Source organism: Pinirhizobacter sp., assembly GCF_035317885.1.
Taxonomy (GTDB): domain Bacteria; phylum Pseudomonadota; class Gammaproteobacteria; order Xanthomonadales; family Rhodanobacteraceae; genus Pinirhizobacter.
On the sequence record NZ_DATHFX010000261.1, the window covers coordinates 1 to 5,449 of the forward strand.

The following is a 5,449-nucleotide window of genomic DNA, read 5'->3' on the forward strand; positions in this document are numbered from 1 at the left end:
GCCTGACGCGGCAGCCGTGGCCTGGGGCTTTTCCAGACCGCTGATGACCAGCAGCGGATACAGCGCGCCAAGCGCAAGGACGGCGACGAACACCTTGGACAGCGGCTTGCCGCCACGGCTGCGCTCGAACCACCACAGCGCCGCGGCCAGCAGCACGGCACCCGCCAGGACTGCCCCCACGGCATTGGCACCGCGCTGGTTGGCAAGCACCCACACCAGCCATACCGCGGTGAGGTACATGGGGAAGGCCAGCACCTGCTTGAATGTTTCCATCCAGCGACCGGGACGCGGCAACAGGCGCGCCAGCGCCGGGATGTAGCCGATAGCCAGGAACGGCATGGCCAGACCCAGGCCCAGGAGCAGGAACACCAGCAAGGCCACCAGCGGCGAGGCGGCAAAGGCGAAGGCCAGTGCCGGACCCATGAACGGCGCCGTGCAGGGACTTGCTACTACCACTGCCAGCACGCCAGTGAAGAAATCGCCCGTGGGGCCGCTGCGCGAGGCCAGGCTGCTGCCGGTGTTGCCGAACGACGTGCCGAATTGCACCACGCCGGACATCGACAAGCCGACGGCCAGCATGATGTAGATCAGTACACCGATCGCCACGGGCTGCTGCAGCTGGAAGCCCCAACCCAGGGCATGCCCGGCAGCGCGCAGGCCGATCACGGCCAGGCCGATGGCAGCGAAGGACACCAGCACACCCGCGGTGTAGTACAGCGCGTGCTTGCGCGCGCCGCCGTCGTGGCTGGAGCCCTCGACCACCGACACGACCTTCAGCGACAGCACCGGCAATACGCAGGGCATCAGGTTGAGAATCAGGCCGCCCAGGAGCGCCAGGCCGAGTACGGCGAGAAGGCCCGGCGAGTCGCCAACGCCCGGCGGGGGCATCTGCGGAGCGACTTCCTGCGGCGCGCCGGTTGGGGTGGCGCTTTGGGCCGCGGCGGGCGTGACGTCAGTGCCCGTGCCGCCGGCAAGGTCCAGCTTCACCTGGCGTGTCATCACCGGATAACAGATGCCATTTTCAAGGCAGCCCTGGAAGGTGGCCTGCACGACCACGTCGCCCTTGCCCGGGCCGTCCTTCAGGGCAACAGGAAGCTCCACCTGGTCGTAATAGACAATGGCATCGCCGTTGTACTTGTCGTTATGCGCTATGCCACTGGGCCATTCAGGTTCGCCAAGGCTTGCACCCTTGGGCGAAATCACTTCCAGCGCGGTCTTGTCGCGATAGAGGTAGTAATCCTTGGGCATCGTCCAGCGCAGCAGGAGCTTGTCCGGAGCGGTGGCGATGGCTTCGAAGCGGAAGGCTTTTTCCGCGGGAAGCGGCGAGCCGTCGGTCGACGTCGCGGCGGCCTTGCCGCCCAACAACGCCAGGCCTGAATTCGATGGGGTAGTGGCAGCAGTGTTGGAGGCGGTCGGCAACGCCGTCCCCGTGGATGAACCACCGCCCGTTGCCGGGCTCGTTTCCACCGGCGGCGCACCGATGGTGAGGGTGAGCTTCTCGGTATTGGGCGGATAGCAGATCTTCGGCTCCACCTCGTGGCAGCCCTGGTAGCGCACGGTCAGCGCGATCGTCTTGGCCGATGCGTCGGTGAGCGTATACGGCACCGTGGCATCCATGGCGCCGTGATAGGTCTCGACGTCGCCCAGGAACTCATCGTGGTGCTTCACGCCATCGGGCAACTGCGGCTCGCCGAGTTTCAGCGCTCCCTCGTCAGTTGCCTTGATCTTCAGCTGGCCGCGATAGAGGTAATAGTTGGGGGCAATCGTCCAGTGAAGTTTCACCACGCCGGCCTTGGAGGCATCGGCGGTCAGGTGGAAGGCTTGCGTGACGGGCAGCAGGCCGTCGTCCTGGGCGAAAGCCGGCAAGCTGATCAGGGCGGCCAGGGACAACAGCCAGGCGCGCGGGGATGGGAACTTCATGACAACTCCGGAAAGCCGATACATCGCGGGCCAACGCCCGCGCCGTGCCGAAGCAGACCCGGGGAAGACCCTCAAGCTTACATCGGGTCGCTGGAGGGGGGCTTCGATTCGGCCGCAACCCAGGCCAGATAGGCGGGCAGGCCGTCGGTTACGTCCAGGACGATGAGTTCGGGCGTGTCATAAGGGTGGAATTCTTCAATGAAGGCCTTGAGCGCGGGGACGCATTCGCGCGTGGTCTTGATGAGCAGCGTGGATTCCGTCTCGCTGACTATGCGACCTTCCCACCGGTATACCGATGCCACGGCAGGAAGAATGTTGACGCACGCTGCGAGACGGCTCTCGACAGCCCCGTTGGCCAGGGCGGTAGCGGTATCCGCGGTGGGGCAGTTGCAGAGCGCTATGACGACGGCCATGGATCGTCTCGTCCGGATGGGTATCCATGGTGCCTTGTGGCTCAGTCAGCGTCGAGTACCAATACCGCTTCACCCTCGTAGTGTGTTCCCGCCCGCAACGCGCCGTGCGTGCTCACGTGCAAAACCGAGGCCTGGGAGCGGAGCGGCGCGCCGGAGGGGGAAATCGTTAGAGCCTGGGTCTCGCCAATGGGCAGTGTGGTTCTTGCCACGCCCAGTTCGCCGCCTCCAGTGACTGTGCCCGGCACTGAGGCGCTGATGGCCAGGCTAACGGTGTCGCCAGCGCCAGACTGCATTGGGCATCGCGTAGCTTCCTTGCATCGAAGATACATTCGCGTGGGTCCGCTTAGCGATAGTTGGAAAGGTACGTCGGCCTGCACGCTGGCCGGAACACGGCCACGGGGCCATGCACTCCAGCCGCCTGCCGGTACCAGTTCCACGTCGATCGGCGCGCCACTGGGCCCGCGTCCGAAGTCAACGCGAAGCTCATGCGTGACGCTAAGGTTCAGGCGGAATACGACCTCCGATTCACTGGCGGTACCACCGGCGAAGTCGAAGTCTTGCCCGACGCCAACGGCGTAGCGCACTTCGCTGCTGTAATTTCCCGAGGGAATCTTCAGCGGCGAGGGCAGGCCCAATTGGTAGGCCAACGACACTTGCTGGCGTACATCGGCGACGACGCCAGGCTTGACGGCGGCACTACACATGGTGCGTTCACCGGTGGCGGCCCACATACCGATTAGTGGGCCGCTAGTAGGTGTTATCGACGCGCGGCAATCACCGCGAGGACGTGCCATGCCGTCGTCGACGAACATCTCGCGGGTGACGGCGCTACCCGTCAAGGCAAAACCCTGCGCCACGATGCGGAAGTCCACTTCGAAGCTGTTCCGTCCATCGGTGACGGTAATTTTTCTTGGAATGGCGGGAATTGACATGCCGAACAACGCCTGGTTATCCGGCGCGTCGCCAGCCAGGTTCCGGTTGACGATCAGGCCGGTATCGACCAGGCGTGTCCGTGGGTCGGCACAGGTGCCGCTAGAACAGGGTAGCTTCGGGGTGGTGTCGATGAAGGCCGCCGATCCTTGCGTGCCGTTGAAATTCGCCGTGACCTCGATCACCGCGCAGGTACCGGGCTCGGCACACGCCATGCCCAAGGTTATCGTCATGGTTCGGAGGTAACGGTGCTTCATGGATGTTCCCCGACGGATGACGGAACGCACACCACGTCGCCCAGCATGGCCAGGTCATCATCCTCGGACAGGCTTAAGGGAAGGCCGCCCACGGTGCAAAGCGTCTGGTCATCGCGACTTACGGACAGCGCAGGCTGGCCTTGTGCGACAGCAATGGAAAATACTCCGCTGGCTTCGGTTACCGTGCGATCCACGCTTGTCACGATGGCCGCACCAGCCACTGGGCGGTTCTCCGTGTCCATCAGTCGCCCCAGTGTGGTGATGGTTTGTGTGACCGACACTTTTTCATGTAGTACATCGCCGGCGTTTGCACGGAAGTCGACGGCGCGACGATTCAGTTGCGTCGTCGACGCAGCGGACCCTTCCACGTCGAAGTTCACACGATTGGAAATAAAAGGCTGGACGGCCACCAGATTGCGACCGGGCCGCAGGAGTACGCTTTCGCCATCGCGAACGACAGCGCGGACGCGTGACTGGGGTGACTCGCCCTCAATGTCGATGGCCATCATCGATCGAGCGAAGCGCAGGCTCGGCGCACCGCCGATGCTGGCGTGGCCAGCGCCGAATGCCAACGTCGTGTCCAGATTCAGTCCGCCTGCCCACTGGCCGTCGAGCGACGAGCGTGTAGTGAAGACGTCACCGCGCAGGTACCGATTGAGGAACTGCACGCCGCCGCCCGCGCCGACGCCATGACGATCGGTGCTGATACCGGCATTGAGCAGGGGTATCGAACCCTCAGAGCTACGTTGGTAGTCCAGCCGCGCATAGGTTTCGTTGCGACGATCGACGTCGCGATTCTGTCCCAGGGTGGCGGACCAGGCGCGTGCCGGCGCGGAAAGTGCAAGCGTGGCATTTAGCTCGAAGCCACGGTCGCGCTTGGTTCGCCTGTCGACCAGTAGTGGACGCTCGAAAATCGAAGCGCGAACGGCGGTAGAACCACCTTTTGCGGCGAACATACGCTCAACGGCAAGGTCATAAGATACCCCGCGTTCGGGCTTGTGGCCGGTAAGCCTCAGATTCAGCGTCGTGGCTTGGCTGGGGCGTAACGATCCAGCGAATGACCAGCTCCGCCGACGCACGACGGCAAAGCGAACATTGGACGGCGTAGCAATCCAGGTATCGCCGTATGACAGGCCGAGGTTCGCGCGGCCTGTGCTTATGTTGAATTGGATGTCGCCACCGTGCCCGGTTTTTTGACGTGCGATAAACATTGGCGTGAAGCATCGACCACTCCGTTGGCTGGGCAGTAAATGACGCGGTAGCTGCGTGGCCATCGTCCTGCGCGGTGGCGGAAAGCCCCAGGATGAAGCGCGGATGCAGCAACATGTTGACTGCCGCGCCGTAGGCCGGTCCGTCGCGGCGCAAACCACTTTGTCCGGAGAAGCCACGCAACTGGCGCCCAGCGAAAACGTTGTAGCGCCAGCGTCGCTGCGTGTTGGTCCACAGCGTGGGCTTGTAGACCCATTGATTGGTGCTGGACGTTACCGAGCCGTCTTCAACGACCCGAAGTTCCACTGCATAGATCCCGCCCGGCAAGGGCGATGTGTCGACCGGTTGCAAGCCGGCCTTGACCGGCTGGGTGTTCACCAGTGTTCCGTTGCGGTAGATCTCAACCAGACCGGGTCGGGTCGCCGTGACAAACATCGGTTGTGCGCTTTGGGTGCCGCGGGTATCGTCCAGTGTGTCTGAGCTTCCGATCATGATGCCGAACACATTCTGGGTACGGGCGCCAATCAGCAGAGGTTGTTGGTAAAGGCCGATGGTATCGGGATAGAACGCGCCGCCGCGCACGAAGTGCCGCTTTACCTGTCGCTCGGCATAAGCATGCTGGAGGCGGGTAGTCCCGGTGACGCGGCGGGACGCGCCATTCGCGGCCACGCGTTGGTGTTGCGCCGCCATGGCGGTTGTCCAGCCATGTTTGCTGGTAAG

Annotated in this window: 5 protein-coding genes; all 5 read right to left on the minus strand. The window is 63.6% G+C overall.

All coding sequences use genetic code 11. The features are described 5' to 3' along the window. Window positions 1-1,920, minus strand: a 1,920-nt coding sequence (locus VK519_RS08460; protein WP_324348988.1) for a protein-disulfide reductase DsbD family protein, incomplete at its 3' end; no start/stop codon positions are given. A 77-nt stretch (window positions 1,921-1,997) separates the two neighbouring features. Continuing rightward, window positions 1,998-2,333 carry a divalent-cation tolerance protein CutA gene (gene cutA / locus VK519_RS08465; protein WP_324348990.1) on the minus strand — a complete coding sequence of 112 codons (336 nt, stop codon included), beginning with the start codon at window positions 2,331-2,333 and terminating at the stop codon, window positions 1,998-2,000. A gap of 41 nt (window positions 2,334-2,374) precedes the next feature. Continuing rightward, window positions 2,375-3,520: a hypothetical protein gene (locus VK519_RS08470; RefSeq protein ID WP_324348992.1), complete on the minus strand. Its 1,146-nt coding sequence runs from the start codon at window positions 3,518-3,520 to the stop codon at window positions 2,375-2,377. Next, the gene (locus VK519_RS08475; RefSeq protein WP_324348994.1) at window positions 3,517-4,476 is read right to left on the minus strand and encodes a CS1-pili formation C-terminal domain-containing protein; all 960 of its coding nucleotides are present in this window, start codon (window positions 4,474-4,476) and stop codon (window positions 3,517-3,519) included. Before VK519_RS08475 ends, VK519_RS08470 begins: the two co-directional genes overlap by 4 nt. A 16-nt stretch (window positions 4,477-4,492) precedes the next feature. Next, window positions 4,493-5,449: TcfC E-set like domain-containing protein (locus VK519_RS08480; protein WP_324348997.1), on the minus strand; the 957-nt coding region annotated here is incomplete at its 5' end.